At 51.6% G+C, this 23,021-nt stretch carries 24 protein-coding genes; 6 read left to right on the forward strand and 18 right to left on the reverse strand.

The window, feature by feature from the left end; all coding sequences use genetic code 11:
• Positions 1-44 precede the first annotated feature (44 nt).
• On the reverse strand, positions 45-857 hold the full coding sequence (gene ccsA / locus HMPREF2711_RS00655) for a cytochrome C assembly family protein (RefSeq protein ID WP_003749434.1): 813 nt from the start codon (positions 855-857) through the stop codon (positions 45-47).
• Between the two features lie 179 nt (positions 858-1,036).
• Here ccsA and ffh point away from each other — a divergent pair, with 179 nt between their 5' ends.
• Complete coding sequence (gene ffh, locus HMPREF2711_RS00660; protein WP_003749431.1) at positions 1,037-2,407, forward strand: signal recognition particle protein; 1,371 nt, start codon at positions 1,037-1,039, stop codon at positions 2,405-2,407.
• Between the two features lie 102 nt (positions 2,408-2,509).
• Here the strand turns inward: ffh and HMPREF2711_RS00665 are convergent, their stop codons facing one another.
• The 13 genes from HMPREF2711_RS00665 to HMPREF2711_RS00725 form a co-directional block, all read right to left on the reverse strand.
• Complete coding sequence (locus HMPREF2711_RS00665) at positions 2,510-2,809, reverse strand: hypothetical protein (protein ID WP_003749429.1); 300 nt, start codon at positions 2,807-2,809, stop codon at positions 2,510-2,512.
• A gap of 139 nt (positions 2,810-2,948) precedes the next feature.
• On the reverse strand, positions 2,949-3,644 hold the full coding sequence (locus HMPREF2711_RS00670) for a thiol:disulfide interchange protein DsbA/DsbL (protein WP_003749428.1): 696 nt from the start codon (positions 3,642-3,644) through the stop codon (positions 2,949-2,951).
• 174 nt (positions 3,645-3,818) lie between these two features.
• Positions 3,819-4,352 carry an alpha/beta hydrolase gene (locus tag HMPREF2711_RS00675; protein WP_003749426.1) on the reverse strand — a complete coding sequence of 178 codons (534 nt, stop codon included), beginning with the start codon at positions 4,350-4,352 and terminating at the stop codon, positions 3,819-3,821.
• A gap of 11 nt (positions 4,353-4,363) precedes the next feature.
• A complete protein-coding gene (locus HMPREF2711_RS00680) occupies positions 4,364-4,708 on the reverse strand; it encodes a hypothetical protein (protein WP_003749424.1) in 345 nt (114 codons plus the stop codon).
• Entirely contained in the window at positions 4,695-5,474 is a 780-nt protein-coding gene (locus tag HMPREF2711_RS00685; protein WP_003684015.1) for an exodeoxyribonuclease III, read from the reverse strand. The genes HMPREF2711_RS00680 and HMPREF2711_RS00685 overlap by 14 nt, the downstream gene beginning before the upstream one ends.
• A 44-nt stretch (positions 5,475-5,518) precedes the next feature.
• Positions 5,519-6,832, reverse strand: a complete 1,314-nt coding sequence (gene argA, locus HMPREF2711_RS00690) for an amino-acid N-acetyltransferase (RefSeq protein ID WP_003749422.1) — start codon at positions 6,830-6,832, stop codon at positions 5,519-5,521.
• Positions 6,829-7,224, reverse strand: coding sequence for an MJ0042-type zinc finger domain-containing protein (locus tag HMPREF2711_RS00695; RefSeq protein ID WP_003749421.1), 396 nt, complete (start codon positions 7,222-7,224; stop codon positions 6,829-6,831). Before HMPREF2711_RS00695 ends, argA begins: the two co-directional genes overlap by 4 nt.
• Positions 7,225-7,323: 99 nt before the next feature.
• Positions 7,324-7,965: an orotate phosphoribosyltransferase gene (gene pyrE, locus HMPREF2711_RS00700; protein WP_003682682.1), complete on the reverse strand. Its 642-nt coding sequence runs from the start codon at positions 7,963-7,965 to the stop codon at positions 7,324-7,326.
• Between the two features lie 170 nt (positions 7,966-8,135).
• Positions 8,136-8,606: a 23S rRNA (pseudouridine(1915)-N(3))-methyltransferase RlmH gene (gene rlmH, locus HMPREF2711_RS00705; protein ID WP_003749419.1), complete on the reverse strand. Its 471-nt coding sequence runs from the start codon at positions 8,604-8,606 to the stop codon at positions 8,136-8,138.
• Between the two features lie 162 nt (positions 8,607-8,768).
• Complete coding sequence (pyrH, locus tag HMPREF2711_RS00710; protein ID WP_003708812.1) at positions 8,769-9,488, reverse strand: UMP kinase; 720 nt, start codon at positions 9,486-9,488, stop codon at positions 8,769-8,771.
• A gap of 220 nt (positions 9,489-9,708) precedes the next feature.
• Positions 9,709-10,563: a translation elongation factor Ts gene (gene tsf / locus HMPREF2711_RS00715; RefSeq protein ID WP_003749417.1), complete on the reverse strand. Its 855-nt coding sequence runs from the start codon at positions 10,561-10,563 to the stop codon at positions 9,709-9,711.
• Between the two features lie 123 nt (positions 10,564-10,686).
• Positions 10,687-11,415: a 30S ribosomal protein S2 gene (gene rpsB / locus HMPREF2711_RS00720; protein ID WP_002258397.1), complete on the reverse strand. Its 729-nt coding sequence runs from the start codon at positions 11,413-11,415 to the stop codon at positions 10,687-10,689.
• A gap of 178 nt (positions 11,416-11,593) precedes the next feature.
• Positions 11,594-11,836: a hypothetical protein gene (locus HMPREF2711_RS00725; RefSeq protein WP_003749415.1), complete on the reverse strand. Its 243-nt coding sequence runs from the start codon at positions 11,834-11,836 to the stop codon at positions 11,594-11,596.
• A gap of 78 nt (positions 11,837-11,914) precedes the next feature.
• Between HMPREF2711_RS00725 and HMPREF2711_RS00730 the strand changes: the two genes are divergently transcribed.
• A complete protein-coding gene (locus HMPREF2711_RS00730; RefSeq protein ID WP_003749412.1) occupies positions 11,915-12,508 on the forward strand; it encodes a 5-formyltetrahydrofolate cyclo-ligase in 594 nt (197 codons plus the stop codon).
• 76 nt (positions 12,509-12,584) lie between these two features.
• Here the strand turns inward: HMPREF2711_RS00730 and HMPREF2711_RS00735 are convergent, their stop codons facing one another.
• From HMPREF2711_RS00735 to amgK, 3 genes are all read right to left on the reverse strand, one after another.
• Entirely contained in the window at positions 12,585-14,087 is a 1,503-nt protein-coding gene (locus HMPREF2711_RS00735; RefSeq protein ID WP_003749410.1) for a KAP family P-loop NTPase fold protein, read from the reverse strand.
• A 128-nt stretch (positions 14,088-14,215) separates the two neighbouring features.
• Entirely contained in the window at positions 14,216-16,111 is a 1,896-nt protein-coding gene (gene mnmG / locus HMPREF2711_RS00740) for a tRNA uridine-5-carboxymethylaminomethyl(34) synthesis enzyme MnmG (protein ID WP_070615161.1), read from the reverse strand.
• Between the two features lie 84 nt (positions 16,112-16,195).
• Positions 16,196-17,200 carry an N-acetylmuramate/N-acetylglucosamine kinase AmgK gene (amgK, locus tag HMPREF2711_RS00745; RefSeq protein ID WP_003749406.1) on the reverse strand — a complete coding sequence of 335 codons (1,005 nt, stop codon included), beginning with the start codon at positions 17,198-17,200 and terminating at the stop codon, positions 16,196-16,198.
• Between the two features lie 69 nt (positions 17,201-17,269).
• Between amgK and HMPREF2711_RS00750 the strand changes: the two genes are divergently transcribed.
• The 3 genes from HMPREF2711_RS00750 to HMPREF2711_RS00760 all read left to right on the forward strand — a co-directional run bounded on the left by HMPREF2711_RS00750 (position 17,270) and on the right by HMPREF2711_RS00760 (position 21,571).
• On the forward strand, positions 17,270-19,669 hold the full coding sequence (locus HMPREF2711_RS00750; RefSeq protein WP_349267253.1) for an LPS-assembly protein LptD: 2,400 nt from the start codon (positions 17,270-17,272) through the stop codon (positions 19,667-19,669).
• Positions 19,666-20,655 carry a peptidylprolyl isomerase gene (locus HMPREF2711_RS00755; protein WP_070615165.1) on the forward strand — a complete coding sequence of 330 codons (990 nt, stop codon included), beginning with the start codon at positions 19,666-19,668 and terminating at the stop codon, positions 20,653-20,655. The genes HMPREF2711_RS00750 and HMPREF2711_RS00755 overlap by 4 nt, the downstream gene beginning before the upstream one ends.
• 106 nt (positions 20,656-20,761) lie before the next feature.
• Positions 20,762-21,571, forward strand: a complete 810-nt coding sequence (locus HMPREF2711_RS00760; RefSeq protein ID WP_070615168.1) for an alpha/beta hydrolase — start codon at positions 20,762-20,764, stop codon at positions 21,569-21,571.
• Positions 21,572-21,727: 156 nt separating this feature from the next.
• Here the strand turns inward: HMPREF2711_RS00760 and rsmI are convergent, their stop codons facing one another.
• A complete protein-coding gene (rsmI, locus tag HMPREF2711_RS00765; protein WP_070615172.1) occupies positions 21,728-22,606 on the reverse strand; it encodes a 16S rRNA (cytidine(1402)-2'-O)-methyltransferase in 879 nt (292 codons plus the stop codon).
• 65 nt (positions 22,607-22,671) lie between these two features.
• Here rsmI and HMPREF2711_RS00770 point away from each other — a divergent pair, with 65 nt between their 5' ends.
• Positions 22,672-23,019: a YraN family protein gene (locus HMPREF2711_RS00770; RefSeq protein WP_049359336.1), complete on the forward strand. Its 348-nt coding sequence runs from the start codon at positions 22,672-22,674 to the stop codon at positions 23,017-23,019.
• Positions 23,020-23,021: the final 2 nt, after the last annotated feature.

The following is a 23,021-nucleotide window of genomic DNA, read 5'->3' on the forward strand; positions in this document are numbered from 1 at the left end:
CGTCTGAAAGAGTATTTCAGACGGCCTTTTTGTATGGTTTCTATTTATCCAATACGGTGCAGGATAATTTCTAAGACAAATTTACTGCCTATATAGGCAAAAATCAGACTGACAAATCCGACAATAGTCCAAACGGCAGCTTTTTTACCCCGCCATGCGGTCATGCTGTGTTTCAACAATAATGCGCCATAAATCAGCCACGACATAATACTGAAGATGGTTTTATGCGTGAAGGTCATGGGTTTGCCGAAAACAGCTTCTGCAAAAAACGTACCGCTGATAACGGAATAGGTCAATAAAATGAAACCTGCCCAAATACCTTGGAACATAAGTTTCTCCAAACTCAATAAAGGCGGCAAGAAGCTGACCAATGCGGAAAAACGGCGTTTGTGCAAATTACGGTTGATTAAAAGGATTAGGATGGCAAATAAGGTAACGATGCCAAACAATCCGTATGCGAGCAATGATGATGCAATGTGCGACAGCGGCAATAAGTCTACGATTTGACGGCCTGTGAAATCTCCCGGGAAAAGGAAACCCAGCAATAAGGTCAATGCGGCACAGGGATACAATAGGAGTTGCACACCGCGCAGACAATAAAAGAAGCTGCCCAAGCAGTACATCATCAGCATCAGCCAGACTATCAGACTGAGCGAATAGCCGAAACCGGTAATCAATACCCTATCCTGCAATACCGGGAACATCAATGCTGCGCCATGTACCAATAATGCGCCGCTCAAAATCAGCAGCTCGGTTTTCAGCGGGTAAGATTTATTATTGTGCTTTTTATGTTGCAACCAGGAAAATGCGCCCAATCCGGCATACACCAGCATCAGGCAGATTAAGACAATCGGCATAAATATCTTTCTCAATAGATACTATGAACACTTGACGTACGGCCGGCAGGGTTTCAGACGGCCTGTGCGTGTTTGTGTTCTTGAAGCATAACTTCGGACTATCGTGTAAAATAATCCCAATTTTATTTTAACAAAGAATGCCCTGTATTGGGCAGCTATTCTCATTATCAAGGATAAGTATGTTAGACAACCTGACCAACCGCTTCAGCAAGGTACTTAAAAATATTCGCGGCCAATCAACGCTGACCGAAGACAATATTAAAGAAGCCTTGCGCGAGGTTCGTCTTGCCCTGCTGGAAGCCGACGTTGCATTGCCCGTCGTTAAAGAATTCGTCAACACAGTCAAAGAACAGGCCCTCGGTCAAGAAGTCGTCGGCAGCCTGACACCTGACCAAGCCTTTATCGGCGTGGTCAACCAAGCCTTAGTCGAACTGATGGGCAAGGAAAACAAAACGCTGGATTTGTCGGTTTCACCGCCTGCCATCGTTTTAATGGCCGGTTTGCAGGGTGCCGGTAAGACAACAACCGTCGGCAAACTCGCGCGCCTACTGAAAAATGATCAGAAGAAAAAAGTTTTGGTGGTATCTGCCGACGTTTACCGCCCTGCCGCAATTGAACAGCTGCGTCTGTTGGCCGAACAGGTCGGCGTGGACTTTTTCCCATCCGATACCAACCAAAAACCAGTTGAAATTGCAACTGCTGCCGTCGATTACGCCAAAAAACATTTTTACGATGTATTGATGGTCGATACCGCCGGCCGCCTGGCAATCGATGAAGAGATGATGAACGAAATCAAAGCGCTTCATGCGGCGGTCAACCCGGTTGAAACTTTGTTCGTTATCGATGCCATGCTGGGTCAGGATGCTGTGAACACTGCTCAGGCATTTAATGAAGCCCTGCCACTGACCGGTGTCGTATTGACCAAGATGGACGGCGACTCGCGCGGCGGTGCGGCATTGTCCGTACGCCATGTGACCGGCAAACCGATTAAATTTATCGGTGTCGGCGAAAAAATCAACGGCCTCGAGCCTTTCCACCCCGACCGTCTTGCCAGCCGTATCCTCGGCATGGGCGACGTATTGACCCTGATTGAAGATGTTCAAAAAGGTATTGATGAAGAAGCCGCCGCCAAAATGGCGAAAAAGCTGCAAAAAGGCAAAGGCTTTGACCTCAACGACTTTAAAGAACAAATTCAGCAAATGCGCAATATGGGCGGCTTGGAAAACCTGATGTCGAAAATGCCGGGCGAACTGGGTCAAATCTCGAAACAAATCCCCGAAGGAACGGCTGAAAAAGCGATGGGCAAAGTAGAAGCCATCATCAACTCGATGACTCCAAAAGAACGTGCCAACCCTGCCCTGCTCAAAGCCAGCCGCAAACGCCGTATTGCGGTGGGTGCGGGCACGACCGTGCAGGAAGTGAACAAATTACTCAAACAGTTTGAACAAATGCAACAAATGATGAAGATGTTCAGCGGCAACGGTTTGGGCAAACTGATGCGTTTGGCCAAAGGCATGAAGGGAATGAAAGGCATGTTCCCAGGTTTGTAAGCTAATTTGACAGAAAACGCCGTCTGAAAAGTTTCAGACGGCGTTTTTATTTTTACTCTAGCAAGAATTACTATTCACATATAACTATGAAATCTATTCCTTTTAAGGATTTTCATAGCGTACCGATGCCTCTTCCAACATTTCCCATTGGCCACCACTACCATGGTAGGTTTCGGCATCAAGCCTGAAAACGGCATTGCAGTGCGTACATTGAAAATAATGTACCACGAAATCGTTCCAACCATATATGTCACGATTACCCTGAGAATCAGTATGGGTAATGTAACCGCTATTGGCAATGGTTTTAGCAAAATCAAGGCTGGGACCATAAACTTTGCCGTAGGCTGGGGTAATGTCGATGAGCGTGCCGTCTGCTAAACGATCAGAGGCTCGCAGTAACATTTGCGATAATTCTTTCGGAACCCTGATACGAACAGTAGATCGCAGGTCAGAACAGTAATCACACATAATTTGGATCTTTCAGCACAGTAAAGGAAAAAGAGATAAGGGATGCAAAACCTTTACTCATTCAGCCTTCAACTTATTGCGGTTTTTTCTGCTCTTCGCGTACTTTGTCCACCAACTGGTCAATCGTGGTCATGCCGGACTGCCAGTCTTTAAATTCGACTTGGTATTTGCCGCCGACGATCACGGTCGGTGTGCCGCTGATTTGGAATTTATTGGTCAATTCTTCCATTTGAGCCGCACGTGCTTGGCTTTCGGGCGCTTCAAATGCAGCCAATACTTTTTTGCCGTCAAACGCAGTTTGCTCGGACAACCATTTTTTCAGGGTATCGGTATCGGCCAAGTTGATTTTTTGGTTAACCATCGCATCGAAAATATGGCTGTTGGCTTTATCTGATTCACCGGCCATTTCCACTGCGGCCGCCAAACGTGCCAAAGGTTTCATTTCATCACCCCACACAACATGCTCCCGGCGCATATAGGTATCGTCTTTAAACGTTTTGATGTGTTCGCTCAAAACCGGCTCCAAATGGGCACAATGCGGGCAGAAGTAGCCGAAGAATTCCAATACTTCGATTTTGCCGGCCTGCTGTTGCGGAATCGGGTTGGACAAGACGGTGTAATTGACACCTTCAGTCAATGCGGCAGGGGCTGCCGGAGCGGATGTGTTGCTTTGGGCGCTGTCTGCCGGAACGCTGGTTTCCGCCTGTTTGCCGCAAGCGGCCAATGCCAACAGGGTCAATGAAGTCAAGGCTAAGGTTTTCAGTTTCATAGGTATCTCTTTACATTCAAATCAATGGGCGGATTTTATGGCATTTTGTTGGAGGTGTGTTCGATTTGAGTGAAAAAATGTGTTTAGTTTTATTTCAACCTTTATAAAGGCCGTCTGAAATACATATCGGTTTCAGACGGCCTTCGTTTATTAATATTAATAGATATTGCTACACTACTTACTCAACAACATTTCCTGCATCAGCTTCATGCCCCATTGCCAACCGCCGAGTGCGCCGTTTAACCGGCCGGAATGCGGCGATTGAAGCAGGCGCGCCTGCCAGCGGTCGGCCTGTTCTTGCGCCCAATCGCGTGGCGTACCGTTTGTTTCAGCGATGACCAACGCCGTACGGCAAGGGCAACGGACGCGTTGGAACGTATGGATTTCGTCTTCGGGAAAAGCTTCGGGACGCGGCGAGACCAAAATAATATTGGTCAGGCGTTTTTGCGTCAGGATGTCGGCTTGATACAGCCATGCCAAAAATGCGGACACACCAACACCATGAGCCACGACGGCAATATTTCTGCTGACGATATGGTCAAAGGCCGTCTGAATGGCGTGTTGCCATTCGGAAACGGTTTGCCGACTATCGGCTTCGGCAGTTTGAACAATCGGATAGCTGACCGCCCAGCGGTCTATCCACATTTCCGCTTCATCCGCATCGCGTATCAGAAACAAAGCCATTTCTTCGAGTTCGAAGCTCTGCATTTTCAGACGGCCTATTTGAGCAAGTCGTTGAGTGTAAATGCGATCAACAAGGCGGCAGGCACGCTGAGAATGGCACAAGTCGCCAGACAAAGTACGATGTTGGCAATCAGCCGCCAGCCCTTCCAAGCAAAGCATTTGGCCGCAATCAGCAGGCAAGGTAGGGAAAACAGCAGCCATACCAACGCCCATGTCGGATTGGCCTTGGTCGGCGCAACCCAACCGGACATCCGCGCCAGCATGAATATTGCCCACACCAGCATGGGCAGCACAAATGCCGCCACAACCCAAACCGCACCTACGCCGGTTTTACTGTTTATATTCCAGTCGTACTTACCAAAAAACTTATTCGGCAACATAGTCATACTCCACAACTAAAGGGGCGTGATCCGAGAATTTTTCATCTTTATAAACATGTGCGGAAACGGCTTTGGCGGCCAACTCCGGCGTAACCATCTGATAATCGATGCGCCACCCGACATCTTTCGCATACGCTTGTCCGCGGTTGCTCCACCAGGTATAGCCCGGCACATCGGGATAAAGTGTGCGCCACATATCCGTCCAACCGAGCTTGTGGATGACTTTGCCTATCCATTCGCGCTCTTCTGGCAAGAAGCCCGAATTTTTCTGATTGCCCTTCCAGTTTTTCAAGTCGATGTTTTGGTGGGCAATATTCCAGTCGCCGCAGACGACGATGTCGCGCCCTTCGTTTTTCATGGCTTCGAGCATGGGATAAAACGCGTCCAAAAAGCGGTATTTCACTTGTTGGCGCTCTTCCGCGCTGCTGCCGCTGGGCAGATACAGCGAAATTACCGACAACTTGCCGAAATCGCAACGGACAAAACGGCCTTCCCTGTCAAATTCTTCAATGCCCATGCCGATTTGCACATTGTCAGGTTTGCGTTTGCTGTACACCGCCACGCCGCTGTAACCGCGCTTTTCGGCGCAATGCCAGTAGCCGTGCATACCGTGCGGATTTTTCATATCGTCTGACAGATCGGCTTCTTGAGCTTTCAGTTCCTGCACGCAGACAATGTCCGCGCCCGATGCGGCGATATATTCGTAAAAACCTTTTTTATAGGCGGAGCGGATGCCGTTGACGTTGGCAGAGATGATTTTCAACATAAGATTTGAGTGATGTTTAAAAACGGATAATAGGATTGAAGTTTTCAGACGGCCTGCAAGTCATAAACAAATACTTTGGAATTGCGGCCGTTGGCATTGTATTCCTGCCGGCGTTCGGCAGGCAGGTCATCGGCCGAGGCCGTCTGAAAGCCCCGTTCGACAAACCATTCGCCCGTGTGCGTGGATAAGGCGAAAAGCGTTTTGATATTTAAGGCGCGCGCTTTTTGGAATAAATGTTCCAACAGCAATTCGCCGTAGCCGCCGTCACGCGCTTCGGGCGACACCACCAGACAGGCCAATTCGCCGCAGTCCGGCTCGGCAAAGATTTTCAGCGCCACGCAGCCGTAAATGTTTTGATCGTGTTCCAATACGGAAAAACTGGAAATATGGTTTTCCAAATACTCGCGGCTGCGGTGTAACAAGATGCCTTGTTCCGCCAACGGACGGATTAAGGCAATGATGTGCGGAATGTCGTCGCTGCGTGCCTGACGGATGGAAACAAACGGCCCTCGGGCAATAGACGTACCGCTGCCCTCTCGGGTAAACAGCTCGCGCAACAGGCTGCCGTCTTCGCGGCCGTTGAGAATCTGCACCCGCGATACGCCGTTTTCCAACGCGCCTACCGCCGCATGCAACAAATCGGCCGGCGCATCGGGATTGTCGTGTATCAGTTCCCGCACTTCACCGACAGACAAAGTATTGGCCAACGAGCCGTCGGCACGGCGGATACCGGCTTCTTCGGTCAAGAAAACCAGCTTCTCCGCCTGCAAAGCCATGGCCACTTCCTGCGCGGTTTCGCACATACTCAGATTAAAGGTTTTGCCGCTGTACGAATGCCCCAAAGGACTGATCAGCACCACGGCGCCGCTATCCAAGCGCAAACGGATTTCTTCCGCGTCGATTTTGCGGACGGTACCGGTATAGCCCATGTCCACGCCGTCGATAACGCCTAACGGACGGGCGGTAATAAAGTTGCCGCACGCGATAACCGGCGGCTTGCTCCGTTGCTGTGCAGATACGCTGCTGAACAAAGCTGCTTCAACATCGCTGCGGATAATCCCCGCCACCTGCTTCACTTCCATCAGGGTCGCTTCATCGGTAATCCGTCGGCTGCCGCTGTATTTCGGAACAAAATTCCGACCCGAAGCCAATTTGTCGAGCAAATGCCGCGAACCGTGCACCAAGACCAAACGCAAGCCCAAGCTGGCCAACAGGTTCAAATCTGCGGCCAAACGGATCAGGGTTTCGCCTTCCAACAGGCTGTCGGTCACGCCGACCACCATGGTTTTGCCGCGCAAATATTGGATATAGGGCGCGGCTTCGCGAAAGCTGGCGACAAAATGGGCGATATTACTCATAGCAGGGCAAGATAAAAGAGTTGCATAATCAAAACCGTCAGCGCAATCAACGATGCCAACGTCCAGTTGAACCCGTCCTTGCGCGTTTTGACCGCTACCTGCTCTTCCACCTTAGGCTCTTCCTTGAGCGCGCTGTTGAGCAAATCGGAAATTTCTTTGCGCGAGAGTTTGGAATGCTTGAGGATTTGCGCGCCGATGTTATGCACGAGGCGCACATCCGTTACCGCCACAGGCAGATGGGCCGGATCGGCCGGCAGGTTGCCCGACAGATAATCCTTGGCCTTAAACATCCCCGAACAACGCGTGCAGACCACGAAACCCTGCGCCACGTTCAACTGGGCATCTTTCACCCAATGCGGTGTTTTACAATGAGGACAAGAACAAGCAGGCATGAGTATTTTCCGTAAGTGTATTGAATCAAAAATATATTTTAGCCAATGTTTCAGGCCGTCTGAAACAGTTTTCAGACGACCTGAGCATGATGTTATGGTTTAAACCGCGCCGTAACGTTCGCGATAGGCTTTGACCGGCTCGAAGAAGCCGCCAAATTCGGCATTGTTTTGCAAGAGCGTGAACAAGTCGTTCAGGTTGGCAATCGAAACCACCGGCAGGCCGTATTGTTTTTCGACTTCCTGCACCGCCGACAATTCGCCCGTGCCTTTTTCCATGCGGTCGAGCGCAATGGCCACTGCGGCAGGCGTTGCGCCTTCGGCCTCAATCAGTTTGACCGACTCGCGCACGGATGTACCGGCGGAAATCACATCATCGATAATCAGCACGCGGCCTTTCAAAGGCGCGCCTACCAACACACCGCCTTCGCCGTGGTCTTTGGCTTCTTTGCGGTTGTAGGCAAACGGTACGTTTACGCCTTTTTCCGCCAACATCATCGCTGTCGCCGCCGCCAAAATAATGCCTTTATAGGCTGGGCCGAACAGCATATCGAACTTCACGCCGCTGGCAATAATGGCTTCGGCGTAAAACTTCGCCAGCTGCAAAGTCGATGCGCCGTCATTGAACAAACCGGCATTGAAAAAATAAGGCGACTGACGGCCGGCCTTGGTCGTAAATTCGCCGAATTTCAACACGTTTTGTGCCAAAGCGAATTTGAGGAAGTCTTGACGGAAATCGGACATTTGGGTTCTCCCGAAAGATGTTGATTTATCAAAGAAACGATTATAAAGGATTCATGCGGAAAAATCAGGCCGTCTGAAAGCAGGTTCAACCCCACGTTAAACCGACCTGCCCTATTTTCTTTCAAACCGACAAGGCGGCATTACCTTTTTATCCCAGCAATCAAAACGGATTATTCCCGATGATAAGGATGGTTGTGCAAAATCGAAACGGCACGATAAAGCTGCTCGGTCAGCAAAACGCGCACCATGCCATGCGGCAGGGTCAGGCTGGAAAGGCGCATCATCATGTTTGCCTGTTGTTTCAAACGGTCGGTCATGCCGTCTGCGCCGCCGATAATAAAGCAGACGTGTTCGCCGTTTTGCTGCCAACTTTTCAAATGTTGCGCCAATTCGACCGAAGTCGGCGCTTTGCCGCGTTCGTCCAATACCACCAAAAATGCACCCTGTGGTATGGCTTCCAGCAGGCGTTTTTCTTCAGCCACCATGCCCTGAGCCGCATTCACACCCGCGCCGCGTTTTTCCGGCTTGATTTCTTTCAGCGCATAATTGACATCGCGCCCGAAGCGTTTGGCGTACTCGCCGACGGCTTCATCGACCCAACGCGGCATTTTCGTGCCGACAGCCAAGACGGTGATATTCATGGGGTATCCTTTTACTATCGAATTGTCGGTTGGGCATTATGGTCAAGCAAGTTCTCAACCTTTTCAAACCATGAGCCAATGCCCACGCAACCGACTGAAAATAAAAGGCCGTCTGAAAGCCGAATGTATCCCGTTCGGCTGTTTCAGACGGCCTTTCAATGATTAGCAGTGAACCAGCGTACCTTCGTTTTCGCCGGTTACCACGCGTTTGAGCGAGCCTTCTTTAGCAATACCGAAAACCACGATATTGAGTTTGCGTTCGCGGCAGAGGGCGAAGGCGGTGGCATCCATCACTTTGAGGTTTTTCAACAAGGCTTCGTCAAAAGTAATGGTTTCATAGCGTGTTGCCGATGGATCTTTTTTCGGGTCTGCGGTGTATACGCCGTCCACGTTAGTAGCTTTGAGCATCACGTCGCAGTTCATTTCCGCACCGCGCAATGCGGCGGCAGTGTCGGTTGTGAAGAACGGATTACCGGTACCGGCGGCAAAAATCACGACTTTGCCTTCTTCCAAATATTGAATGGCTTTAGGACGGGCGTAAGTTTCAGCGATTTGCTGCATAGACAGTGCGGATTGTACGCGCGCTTTAATGCCCAAGGTTTCAAATGCGTCTTTGAGTGCCAACGCGTTCATCACGGTTGCCATCATGCCCATGTAGTCGGCAGTGGCGCGGTCCATGCTGCCTGCTTGTGCAGATACGCCGCGGAAAATGTTACCGCCGCCGACAACGATACCGACTTGCACGCCCATTCTCACGATTTCGGCAATTTCGCCGACAGTTTGAACGATGGTATCGTGATTGATGCCGAATGGATCAGAGCCCATCAGGGATTCGCCGGAGAGTTTCAGTAATACGCGTTTGTATTTGATTTGCTGTGTCATGGGATACCTTGCTTTCTTGAATGTCGTCGGTCGGAGTTCGGGCCGTCTGAATTTTCAAACGGTCGGAATATTAATGATAGAGTGTGTCGGTTTATTATTGTTTTGGTTTTCAGACGGCCTGAATATTCGGCCGTCTTAAATTAGGTACCGTAAACGGTTTTCTCAAAAAAAAGCACCCTGATTCGTTTGGAATCTAGGTGCTTTCTTTTTCATAAGTGCCTTACACTTTAGCAGCGGCAGCAACTTCGGCCGCGTAGTCAACAACGGCTTTCTCGATACCGTCGCCTACTTTGTAGCGTACGAAGCTGATTACTTCAGTGCCGTTTTCTTTAGCGAATTGGGCAACAGTTTGGTCAGGGTTCATCACGAATGCTTGGCCGTTCAGAGTGATTTCAGCCAAGAATTTGCGGATACGGCCTTCAACCATTTTAGCGGCGATTTCGGCAGGTTTGCCGGAAGCAATGGCTTGCTCGGTGTAGATGTGGCGTTCTTTTTCGATGGTTTCGGCATCTACTTCGGCTTCAGATACGCATTGAGGTTTGGCGGCAACGATGTGCATACCGATTTTGCGTGCTACGTCTTCAGAGCCTTTGTACTCAACCAATACGCCTTCGGTAGCCAAAGCACCGTGGATGTAGGCAACCAGTTGGTTGGCAGTGTCGATCACTTGGAAGCGGCGAACAGACATGTTTTCGCCCAATTTAGCGATGATGGCTTTACGTTCTGCTTCAACCAGTTCGCTCAGTTCTTCAACAGAAGCCGGTTTTTTCTCGGCAGCAGTTTTAGCAACGAAGTTGGCAAATTCTACGAAGCCCGCGTCTTTGGCAACGAAGTCGGTTTCGCAGTTTACTTCAACCAATGCGCCGACATTGCCGTTGATCGCGTAAGCCAATACGCCTTCGGCAGCAGTACGGCCGGCTAGTTTACCGGCTTTCGCACCGGATTTAATACGCAGGATTTCTTCGGCTTTGTCGAAGTTGCCTTCGGCTTCAACCAAGGCTTTTTTGCATTCCATCATGCCCAGGCCGGTAGCGGCGCGCAGGTCGGCAACCATTTTTGCAGTAATTTCTGCCATTTTGAATCTCCTAGATTTTTGGGAACACGGCCATTGCCGTGTTTGGAAATAGTGGCCGTCTGAAACGGATTTCAGAACGGGATTTGAGAAAAGGGGCATAACGCCCCTCTTCCGTGTACCGAATTACTCGGCAGCAGCTTCTTGGGCAGCGGCTACAGTTTCTTGCAGCGCTTGGTTTTTACCTTCCAAAACTGCGTCGGCGATGCCGCGGCAGTACAGGCGGATGGCTTTGGCGGAGTCATCGTTACCAGGGATAACGTATTTCACGCCGTCAGGGCTGTTGTTGGTATCGACTACGGCGATAACAGGGATGCCCAGTTTTTCAGCCTCAACCAGAGTACCTTTTTGGTAGCCGGTATCGATAACGAAAATCGCGTCAGGCAGGCCTTTCATGTTTTTGATACCGCCCAAAGAACGTTCCAGTTTTTCAACGTCGCGTTGCATTTCCAGAATTTCTTTTTTGTTGAAACCGCCTTCAGCAGCGTTTTCCAGGGCAGCAGTTTTTTCTTCCAGGCGTTTGATGGATTGCTTAACGGTTTTGTAGTTGGTCAGCATACCGCCCAACCAACGGTGATCAACGAAAGGCATACCGGCACGGGTAGCTTCTTCGCGGATGATGTCGCGGGCTTGGCGTTTGGTACCTACGAACAATACTGTACCTTTGTTGGCAACCAGACGGCGTACGGCTTCTTGCGCCTCTTGGAACATCGGCAGGGTTTTTTCCAAGTTTACGATATGGATTTTGTTGCGCGCACCGAAAATGTATTGGGCCATTTTCGGGTTCCAGAAACGGGTTTGGTGACCGAAGTGAACACCGGCTTCAATCATCTGACGCATAGTAATTTGAGACATGTTATTTCCTTGAAAGGGTTAAAGAGCACACATTCAATCGCATAGAACTTGATAGGCGGCGCCTATTGTCAAGCACCCTTCGGCGAAAGTGGGCATAAGTTTTAAAAAAATAAAAGCGTGTTTCCGAAATGGAAAACTGACGGATTATAGCGGATAAGAGGCCGTCTGAAAAGGGATTTTATACCTTCCCGTCCTGTTTTTCACCCGCTTGTACCGCCTTTTGGCGGGCCGCTTCAAACTCCGCCTGCTCCTGCCGTTTCATCAGGCGGTTGCGGCGGCGGATGGTCACGACAAAGACCGTAAACACAGTGGGTAACACTGCCCAAAAAACCAAATAAATCAACGCGCGCGCAATACTCGGCTGCGCGGCGGAAAACATCACGGCAACAAAAAGATAGCCGATGGCGACAATGTGCCACATCGTGTGCGTCCTGTTTGAATGTTAACAAAATCGTTATAATCGCAACATTCTACCGCAATCCCGAAAGGCCGTCTGAAAATGAGGAATCCCGAAAAATCGGCACTACGCAAACAGTTCCGCCGCGCACGCGCCCAAATGAGCGCCGACGAGCGTAACGCCGCCACCGAAACCATCAACCGCCTGCTCAAGCCCTACATCAAAAAAGGACGGAAAATCGGCGTGTATTGGCCGATGGGCAAGGAATTGCGATTGGACGGCTTTGTCCGTGCCGCACAAAAACGCGGCGCAAAACTCTACCTGCCCTATATCGAACCTCACACGCGGCGGATGTGGTTCACCCCCTACCCTGCCGACGGCGCCAAACAAGAACGCAAACGCGGCCGCGCCAAATTGCACGTCCCCCAATTCACCGGCAAAAAAATCCGCGTCCACCAACTCAGCCTATTGCTGGTCCCCATCGTCGGCATCGACAAACGCGGCTACCGCCTCGGACAAGCCGGCGGCTATTACGACGCCACCCTCTCCGCCATGAAATACCGCCTGCAAACCCAAACCCTGGGCGTAGGCTTCGGCTGCCAACTGACCGACACCTTGCCGACCGAACCCCACGACATCCCCCTAAACGACTTTGTCTCCGAGCTTGGCGTATTGAAATTCAGACGGCGTCGATAGGACAATTATCGGTTTATTAAAATGATTAGAGGCCGTCTGAAACCTGATTTTTGGGGTTTCAGACGTCTTTTTATCTTTAGTTTTTTTCAAGATTTAAAATCTGGATAGTATCTTTTAAGGCAGATACAACATCAGCCTCATCGCTAAACTCACAATCATTTTCTATGTTGAAGAATTTCTTACGTATGCATTCTCTCCACATTTCTTCATCAGGAAATCTTTCATAATTAGAATATTTACTTTCTTCTTTATAACTTACTAATTCTCCCATCTTCGCTGCATATAGAATTAACATTGCCGCAAGTATGTTTGCCGTTGTAAATGCAGAATCAATATTCCATTCATTAAAATACTCTAAAGAATTAATGTTAAATAATTGGGCAAAGTCTCTAGCATATATTAGATCTTTATCAAGATTATTAGCTATTTTTGGAAAAAAACAAAAAATAAATACACCTGTAAAACGTATAATTGCATCTTTCCGTACAGTTTCGCTACTGAATTCACCATTCAAAGAGTAATATATCTCTAAAAACCGGACTAATCGTTCCGTTTCCCTAAGCGATATATTGTTCCGTTCTATCATATCGCTAATAAAATATATTGTTTCATTATGTTCTTCAATTAAACCTCGTAGTTTATCAGCCATATGACTATTCCGTATCAACTGTTTGAAATATTCAACTGAAACCAACGCCCATCCTGCCTCAACCTGAGCCACAACCTTCTCTGGCAAGGCAAAGCTATATTTTAAAAACTTATCCAAGTATTTTTGCGCATCCACCTCTGCGCCGTACCGATGATTAATCGCCGCGCGCAGTTGCTTGGTATTCGTAACCAGCACGACTTTGACGTTTTCAATATCAAAGACATGCTTGATAACTTCCAGCATATCAACCGCATAATCGGGACGGCAACGATCGAGTTCATCGATAAACAGGATAATCGGTTTGTCCGCTGCCAATTCTTTCAGGCAGGCTTTGAGCGTTTCCAGATTTTTTTCCGCTTCGATTTGCTCTTTCAATAAGGCTTCGACGGTTGCATCAATAGTCACATCAATGGAATGACTGGCAAGTGCGGTGGCAGCGCCAGCTACAGTTGCTGCCGCATTTTTTGCTTCTTGCCCATCATTTATAATTTGGCTCATTCCTTCCTCTAAATCTTCCAAATTTTGCTTTAGGACATGACCAACCGCTGCTTTAGCAACGGTTTTCATCACGAATCCTGCTGCTCTTGCAACTTTCCTCGTAATATTTTTGCGTTTTTCAGACGGCTGTCCGTCGGTATCTTCAGGTGTACAGGTTTTGATGATTTCAGCAAGCAATGCCAGCAGAGGCTCTCCGCTGTGGTCTGAACGGAAGGCATCGATATAGACAGGCTGGTAATCGGGATGTTGCTGCTGCATAAGCCGAATCAGTTTTTGGCAAAATTCGGTTTTGCCCGTTCCCCAACCACCGTCGATAACCATAGGAGAAAGGTCGATGGGCGATGTCAGCAACTTGATGATGTTTTCGGCTATCGGCTTACGGTTAAATTCGTCATGTGTATCAAACGTTTTTTCTAAAATTTGAGTTTCCATATTATCCCTTTGTCTGTCATAGGTTTTGTGCAACGTATTTTACCCTGTCATCAGTTTTTATGTTTTTGCTCTTTAAAATTCAAAAAGGCCGTCTGAGACTTTCAGACGGCCTTTATTCAAATTAACCCTTACTTGGCATCTTTAAACCCGCGTTTCAAATGCACCATCAGCAACGCCACCGCCGCAGGGGTTACGCCGGAAATTCGGCTGGCTTGGCCGACGGTTTCGGGTTTGTGCTGGTTGAGCTTTTGCTGCACTTCTGCCGATAGACCTTTGACTTTGCTGTAATCGATGTCGTCGGGCAGCTTTAAGGTTTCAATGTCGCGGCGGCTGTCGATTTCTTCGTTTTGGCGGTCGATATAGCCTTGGTATTTGACTTGAATTTCTACTTGTTCGACCACGCTGTCGGCAAGTGCGGTTTCAGGTTGTGCGTCGGGCAGGGTCATCAGTGCGGCGTAGTCGAGGTTCGGGCGGCGCAGGAGGTCGTGCAGGTTGGCTTCGCGGCTGAGTTTTTGGCCGAATACGCGGATTTGCTCGTCTTCGGCGAGTTTTTGCGGCGTGTACCACGTTGTTTTCAAACGTTGGATTTCGCGTTCGATGGCTTCGCGTTTTTCGTTGAACATGCGCCATTGTTCTTCGCCCACCAAGCCGATTTTGTAGCCGTCTTCGGTCAGGCGCATGTCGGCGTTGTCTTCCCTGAGTTGCAGGCGGTATTCGGCGCGGCTGGTGAACATGCGGTAGGGTTCGTTCACGCCTTTGGTGATGAGGTCGTCCACCAATACGCCGAGATAGGCTTGTTCGCGGCGCAGCAGGAGCGGGTCTTGTTCGCGGACGTATTGCACGGCGTTCGCACCTGCGAGCAGGCCTTGTGCGGCGGCTTCTTCGTAGCCGGTCGTGCCGTTGATTTGTCCGGCGAAGAAGAGGCCTTGGATGGTTTTGGTTTCGAGGCTGGCTTTGAGGTTGCGCGGGTCGAAGTAGTCGTATTCGATGGCGTAGCCGGGGCGCAGGATATGGGCGTTTTCCAGGCCTTTCATGCTGCGCACGAGCGCGATTTGGATATCGAACGGCAGGCTGGTGGAGATACCGTTGGGGTAGTATTCGTTAGTGGTCAGGCCTTCGGGTTCGAGGAAAATCTGGTGGCTGTCTTTGTCGGCGAAGCGGTTGATTTTGTCTTCGATAGACGGGCAATAACGCGGACCCACGCCTTCGATTTTGCCGGTAAACATCGGGCTGCGGTCGAAGCCTGAACGGATGATGTCGTGGGTTTGCGTGTTGGTATGCGTAATCCAGCAGGACACTTGGCGCGGGTGCATATCGGCGCTGCCGCGTACGGACATTACGGGCACAGGCGTGTCGCCGGGCTGTTCGGTAAGCTGGGAGAAGTCAATCGTGCGTCCGTCGATGCGTGGCGGCGTGCCGGTTTTCAGACGGCCTTGAGGCAGGTTCAATTCGCGCAAACGGCCGCCCAAGGATTTGGCGGCAGGATCGCCGGCGCGGCCGCCTTCGTAGTTTTCCAAACCGATGTGGATTTTGCCGGACAAAAACGTGCCGGCGGTCAACACGACGGCGCTTGCTTTAAACTCCACGCCCATCGCGGTGACCACGCCGCTGATGCGTTCTCCGTCGAGCGTTACGTCTTCGACGGCTTGTTGGAAAAGCTCCAGATTTTCTTGGTTTTCCAGCATTTCGCGGATGGCGGCTTTATATAGGATACGGTCGGCCTGCGCGCGCGTGGCTCGCACGGCCGCGCCTTTGCTGGCGTTCAAGCGGCGGAACTGGATACCGGATTTGTCGGTGGCCAACGCCATTGCGCCGCCCAATGCGTCGAGTTCGCGCACAAGGTGGCCTTTGCCGATGCCGCCGATGGAGGGGTTGCACGACATTTGACCGAGGGTTTCGATGTTGTGCGAAAGCAGCAGGGTTTGCGCACCCATGCGTGCGGCGGCAAGCGCGGCTTCGGTACCGGCATGGCCGCCGCCGACGACAATCACGTCGTAGGTTTTGGGGTAAATCATGTAAGTCATTTTTATGTGTTCTGTAAAGGTTTCAGACGGCCTTTTGTTGATCAGGCCGTCTGAAAAGTGGAATCAAATCTTAAAAAACCAAGCTTAGAAGGTATAGCCTGTTTCCAATTCGTCATCGCCGACCAATTCGACCAGCAATGCATAAAGCGGCGCCAAATCGTTGTAACGGCGGGATACGCGGCGCAGGTAGTTCAAGAAGCGCGGGATTTCCGGGCGGTATTTGTCTTTGCCGTCGCGGTAGTACAGGCGGGCAAAAATACCGGCCACTTTCAAATGGCGTTGTACGCCCATCCATTCAAACCAACGGTAGAACTCGTCAAACTCGGCAGGCACAGGCAACTCGGCAGCGCGTGCTTTTTCCCAGTAACGGATGACCAAGTCCAATACAAATTCTTCTTCCCATTCGATAAACGCATCGCGCAGCAGCGACACCAAATCATAGGAAATCGGGCCGTAAAGCGCGTCTTGGAAGTCCAACACGCCCGGGCGACCTTTTGCCAGCATCAGGTTGCGGACGATAAAGTCGCGGTGGACATACACTTTGGGCTGCGCCAACAGGGGCGGCAGCAGCGTATCGACGGTTTGCTGCCACAACTGGCGTTGCTTGAAGGTCAGCTCGCGGCCCAATTCTTTGGCCACAAACCATTCGGGGAACAAGTTAATCTCGCGCAGCATGACTTCGCGGTCGTATTCCGGCAGTTTGCCGGGCTGGCTGGCCTTTTGCAGCTCGATCAGTTCGTCGATGGCTTCGAGCAGCAGGGCTTTGTGGGCGGTTTCGCTGTTTTCCTGATTCATGGCGGTCAGGAATGTGGTGTTGCCCAAATCGTTCAACACCATAAAGCCCAATGCTTCATCCACATGAAGCACTTGCGGCACATTGACCATATTAAACAATTTTTGCACTTTCAAATACGGTGCAACACTCATCTTCTCAGGAGGCGCATCCATACAGATGACGGTTTGGCCGTCTGAAAACGTCGCGCGGAAATAACGGCGGAAGTCGGCATCGGCTGCCGCAAAGCTCAATTCGAACGGCTGGTTCGGGTAAACAGACTCCAGCCAGTTTTGTAATTCGGTTTGTCGTTGCATAGCGGTATCGCAGAATTTCAGGTTACAATAACCGCTATTCTAACTGGCAAACCGATTTAAGGGGCGATTTTGGCTCGTTTATTTTCACTCAAACCCTTGGTACTCGCCTTAATTATGGGCTTTGGCGCAACAGCCGTGCGCGCGGAAGATGCTTCTGTTCCGCAGGCGGAAGACTATACCCCTGCCCACACCGCCGCATCCAAACCGGCAAAAACCGGCCAAAGCGAAGCCGATCCGCTTTCCTTGGGCAGCACTTGCCTGTTTTGCGACCACAAAGATGCCAAGCCGGCCGAAACCGCCGAAATCAAACGCAGCGGCGAGCCTGCCCTGCCTGCCGATTACACCCGCGTCAACGCCGATAAAATAGAAGGTCAGACCCAAGTCGGCGTCCGTGCCGAAGGCGACGTCATTGTCGAGCGCAATGCCGATGTTCTCAACGCCGATTGGGCGCAATACGACCAAGCCGCCGATACCGTTACCGCCGGCGACCGCTTTACCCTGTATCAAAACGGTTCGACCGTATCCGGCGACCAATTGGTTTACAACCTCAAAAACCAAACCGGTTCCGGCACTGCCGTGCGCCTCAATACCGAGCAAGGCAGCCGCCGCCTTCAAAGTGTCAGCGAAAAAGCCGAACTCAAAGGTAAAGGCCTCTACAAACTCATCAACACCAAATTCAATACCTGTTCGCCCGGCGATGCCAGCTGGTATATCCAAGCGCAAAGCATCGAAGCCGATGAATCGACAGGTATCGGCGTGGCCAAACACGCTTCGCTGGTATTCGGCGGCGTACCCGTCCTCTACACGCCTTGGGCGGACTTCCCCATCAACGGCAACCGCAAAAGCGGCCTGCTCGTTCCGACCATTGCCACCGGTTCAGACGGCCTTGAGCTGAGCCTGCCCTACTACTTCAACCTTGCGCCGAATTTGGATGCCACCATCCGCCCGGGCATCATCAGCAAACGCGGCGTGCAACTGGGCGGCCAAGTCCGTTATCTGCAACCGAATTACAGCGGCGAAGTCGATGGCGACTGGATGCCGAACGACCAAAAAAGCGTCCACAACAACCGCTACCAGTTCAAATGGAAACACCAGCAGCAGCTGAACAGCAAAATCAGCGGCGGCATCAACTACAACCAAGTTTCCGACGACGATTACTACCGCGACTTCTACGGCCGCGAAGACATCGCGCGCAACGTCAACCTCGACCGTCAGGCATGGCTCAATTACAGCGACAAACTGCTAGGCGGCAGCTTTGACGGCTCGTTGCGCGTACAAAAATACCAAACGCTGGCCAACCAAGACGGCTATAAAGACGAACCTTATGCCATCATGCCCCGCCTGACCGGCCGTTGGCAAAGCCATCTCGGCAAAGCGCAACTCAACGTGTTCGGCCAATTCACCCGTTTTGACCACGATACCAAGCAAGACGGCAGCCGCGTGGTACTCTACCCGAGCGTCAAATGGGATTTCCACAACCAATGGGGCTACATCCGACCTAAAGTCGGCGTACACGCCACTTATTACAGCCTCAACAGCTTCAACGGTCAAAGCGGCCGCAATGTCAGCCGCGTCCTGCCGATTATCAACGTCGACAGCGGCCTGACTTTCGAGCGCAGGGCCCGGCTCTTCGGCGGAGAATACCTGCAAACACTCGAACCACGCCTGTTTTACAACTACATTCCGACCAAGTCCCAAAACGACCTGCCCAATTTTGACAGCTCCGAAAACAGCTTTACCTATTCGCAGCTGTTCCGCGAAAACCTGTATTCGGGCAACGACCGCATCAATTCTGCCAACAGCCTGACGCTGGCCACACAAAGCCGCATCCTCAACCCCAACACCGGTGCGGAACTCTTCCGTGCAGGTATCGGCCAGAAGTTCTACTTCAAAAACGACAACGTCCTGCCTGACGGCAGCGTCAGCCGTTATCCGCGCAGCCAGTCCGACTGGGTAGCCTTTGCACACGGCAACATTACCCCGAGCATCCGCATCGACTTGGACATCCACTACAACCAAAACCAAAGCCGTGCCGAAAGCTACGCCGCAGGGATTGCCTACAACCCCGAACCCGGCAAAGTCTTAAGCGCGCGCTACAAATACGGACGCAACGAGCGCATCTATCTGCAAGCCAACGGCGACTATTTCTATGACAAACTCAGCCAAGTCGACCTTGCCGCCCAATGGCCGTTGAGCAAAAACCTATACGCCGTCGCCCGTTACAACTACGAAATAGAAGCCAAAAAACCGCTGGAAATGCTCATCGGTGCAGAATACAAAAGCAACTGCGGCTGCTGGAGCGCGAGCTTGGTCGGCCAACGCTATGTTACCGGCGAAAACAGCCACAAAAACGCCGTATTCTTCAACCTCCAACTCAAAGACTTGAGCAATATCGGCAACAACCCATTCGAAAAACTCCGCTTAGCCATCCCCGGTTACAGCAAAACCAACGAGGTAGTCAAACAATGAACTTCAAACCCCTGATTCTTGTCGCCGCACTCACACTCGCAGCAGGCGCGCACGCCGCTCCTAAAGCCAAAGCGACCAAAGCGCGTACCAATAAAACTCCAGTCGTCAGCGCCACCACCATGCCTGCCGTACAAAGCGGCGTACATCTTTCAGACGGCATTGCCGCGGTTGTCGACAACGAAGTCATTACCCACCGCCAAGTCGCACAAGCCGTAGCGCAAGCGCGTCAAACCATGCCTAAAGGCACACAAATGGACGCCAACGAGCTGCGCCAACAGGTTTTGGCACAAATGATCAACCAATCCCTGATCCTCCAAGCCGGCAAACGCCGCAACATCCAAGCGACCGATAGCGAAATCGAAGCTGTCATCGCGCACAATCCCAACATCAAAAATCCGTCTGCCGCCGTCCGTCAAGACATCGCCGACAGCATTATTGTTGAAAAAGTGCGCCAACAGGCCATCATGCAAAACAGCCGTGTGAGCGACTCCGAAGTGGCACGCTACATCGAGCAGGCCAAACAACAAGGCATCACCCTGCCCGAAGCCGACCCTGTGCGCCAATACCATGCCCAACACATCCTCATTAAAGCCGACAACGACAATGCTGCCGTCGGCGCAGAAAGCACCATCCGCAAAATCTACTCACAAGCCCGCAGCGGCGCAGATTTCGGCGGTTTGGCACGCCAATACTCGCAAGACAGCAGTGCCGGCAACGGCGGCGACTTGGGCTGGTTTGCCGACGGCATGATGGTTGCCCCATTTGAAGAAGCCGTCCACAAACTCAAACCCGGCCAAATCAGCGCCCCTGTCCGCACCCAATTCGGCTGGCACATCATCAAGCTGAACGACGTCCGCGAAGCAGGTACGCCTGAAGAGCGCCAACAAAACGCCGTCCGCCAATACCTGTCCCAACAAAAAGCGCAACAGGCGACCACCAACCTCCTGCGCGAACTGCACAGCAGCTCCTACGTTGACGTACGCTAATCGCGCGTATTGTTAAAAAGGCAGAAATCCGTACAATAAGGCCGTCTGAAAACCATTGTTCAGACGGCCTTTTCCCTTAAGCAACCATTGATTAAAGCACCCCATCATGTCCATCCGTCCTAACTGGCAAGCCGCCACCCTGCTGCAAGCCGAAGAAACCGCCCTTACTTCCGCCCACACCGGCCGCACTTACCGCATTCAAGCCGCGACACTCGGCGAGCGTCCGGCAGGCGGCTATCCCGTACTGTATATTCTTGACGGGGATGCCTTTTTCCCCGCCATCCTCAATATGGCGCAATCCCTGCTCATCAACCCCATCACCAAAAGCCATGCCGCCTGTCTGATTGTCGGCATCGGCTACACCGGCGGCACCATCCGCGACTTAAGCCAACGCGCACTCGACTACACGCCGCCGCTGCCCGACAACGCGCCCGAATCCGAACGCAAACAATACGGCCAAGCCGACCGCTTCAGCCGCTTTATCGACGACGAACTCTCCGCCCTGCTCGACGGCAAATACCGCATCGATACCCAAAACCAAGCCGTCTTCGGCCATTCGTTCGGCGCCTTGTACGGCCTCTATTCCCTGTTCACCCGCCCCGAACGCTTCCGCCATTATTTGCTGGTGTCGCCGTCTATCTGGTGGCAAGACCGCCGCGTACTCGATTGGTTGCCCGGCACATTGCCGCAAGGAATCGGCATCCGCCTCGGCGCAGGCGAACATGAAGGCAGAAACAACCGTCCCGATCAAACCAGTCGCGGCATGGTCGCACAAGCCAAAATCCTTGCCGGCACTTTGCACCATCTCGGCGCAGACGTCCGCTTTACCCTCTACCCCAACGCCAATCACGGCAACGCCCCGTTTTACGCCCTGACCGACTGCATCGAATATTTGCGCAGCGCATGGCAGCGTTGAAGCAGGTTTGCCAAACAATCAGGCCGTCTGAAACGCAAACTTAGAAGCGTATTGAACCTATCGGATCCATTTGAAACCCTCTAAAATCCAATCAAAAAAGGCCGTCTGAAATCCATTGTTCAGACGGCCTTTGATATACAGTTTGCCAATCAGCCACTATCCCTGCTTTTTCCATTCCAAAGCCAAATCATACAGCGCCTTTTTATTCTCGCCGGTAATCTTGGCGGCAAGCTCGGCGGCTTGTTTGGTCGGCAACTCGGCCGCAAGGATTTTCATGGTGTTTTGCGCCGCTTCAGGCAAATCGCTGTGTTTCTCTTTTACCGAAGGGTGCAACACCAGCACCATCTCGCCGCGCGTTTGGTTGCTGTCGTTTTTGAGGGCGGCTTGGATTTCGGCAACCGTGCCGCTGAGGAAGGTTTCAAACGTTTTGGTGATTTCGCGCGCCAAAGTCAAACGGCGTTCGGGGAACTGCGCGGCCATATCCGCAAGGCTTGCTTCGATACGGTGCGGCGTTTCAAACATCACAATCGGAAAATCGGCTTCCGCCCATTTGGCCAGCAGCTTTTGGCGTTCGCCGGCCTTAGGCGGCAGGAAACCATTGAAGTAAAAATCGGATTCCGTCACACCGGCCACGCTCAACGCCCCCATGACCGCGCTTGCGCCGACCACAGGCACTACTTTAAATCCGGCTTCACGCACGCGGGCGGCAAGTTTCGCACCCGGATCGCATACCGCTGGCGTGCCCGCATCCGAAACTTGGGCGACGCTCAGGCCGTCTGAAAGATAGGCGATGATTTTGTTGGCCATTTGCTGCTCGTTGTGTTCGCGCACGCTCACGAGTTTGCCCTGAATGCCGTACGCACTCAAAAGCTGGGCGGTAACACGGGTGTCCTCGGCGCAGATTATGTCGGCCTTTTGCAGCACGGCCAGCGCGCGCAGCGTTATGTCGGCTAAATTGCCGATGGGTGTGGCGACAACGTATAATGTTTGTTTTTCGATGCTGTCGACGGCTTTTTGCAGGTGTTTTGTGTACATAGATTCAAGGCCGTCTGAAACGGCGTCTCTTTAAAAACAATAATTATATAACGGGTAAACTTTTCATGCGCTTAAACCACAAACAGGGGGCGGCGGCCGAAGATGCGGCACTGGCGTTCCTACAGGCCAAAGGCTGCTCGCTGCTGGCTCGGAACTGGCATTGTGCCTACGGCGAAATCGATTTAATCGTCAAAAACGGCGGTACGATTGTGTTTGTTGAAGTAAAATACCGCAAAAACCGAGGTTTCGGTGGTGCCGCATACAGCATCTCGCCGTCCAAATTATTGAAATTGCAACGAAGTGTAGAGTATTATCTGCAAAAGCACGGGTTAAACCATGCGCCCTGCCGCCTGGACGCGGTACTGATCGAGGGCGACGGCCCGCCCGAATGGATTCAAAATATTACAGGTTAACC

The sequence above is a fragment of the Neisseria sp. HMSC070A01 genome (genome assembly GCF_001810165.1).
GTDB lineage: Bacteria > Pseudomonadota > Gammaproteobacteria > Burkholderiales > Neisseriaceae > Neisseria.